Raw genomic sequence first — 252 nt, 5'->3', positions numbered from 1 at the left:
ATGGCGCGAGACGGAATCGAACCGCCGACACATGGAGCTTCAATCCATTGCTCTACCAACTGAGCTACCGAGCCTTATTGCGGGAGCAGGATTTGAACCTACGACCTTCGGGTTATGAGCCCGACGAGCTACCGAGCTGCTCCATCCCGCGTTAATAATAAAGGAGGATGTGGGATTCGAACCCACGCACGCTTTTACACGCCTGACGGTTTTCAAGACCGTTCCCTTCAGCCGGACTTGGGTAATCCTCCA

Annotated in this window: 3 tRNA genes; all 3 read right to left on the bottom strand. The window is 54.4% G+C overall.

Annotated features, from left to right (window positions below):
* Position 1: 1 nt before the first annotated feature.
* A tRNA-Phe gene (locus tag HMPREF2837_RS02635) sits at positions 2-74 on the bottom strand.
* A 3-nt stretch (positions 75-77) separates the two neighbouring features.
* A tRNA-Met gene (locus tag HMPREF2837_RS02630) sits at positions 78-151 on the bottom strand.
* 10 nt (positions 152-161) lie between these two features.
* A tRNA-Ser gene (locus tag HMPREF2837_RS02625) sits at positions 162-251 on the bottom strand.
* Position 252 lies beyond the last annotated feature (1 nt).

The sequence above is a fragment of the Streptococcus sp. HMSC071D03 genome, assembly GCF_001812125.1.
Taxonomy (GTDB): domain Bacteria; phylum Bacillota; class Bacilli; order Lactobacillales; family Streptococcaceae; genus Streptococcus; species Streptococcus pseudopneumoniae_N.
The sequence above is the reverse complement of the archived record's forward strand: the minus strand, read 5'-3'. Positions and strand labels throughout refer to the sequence as shown.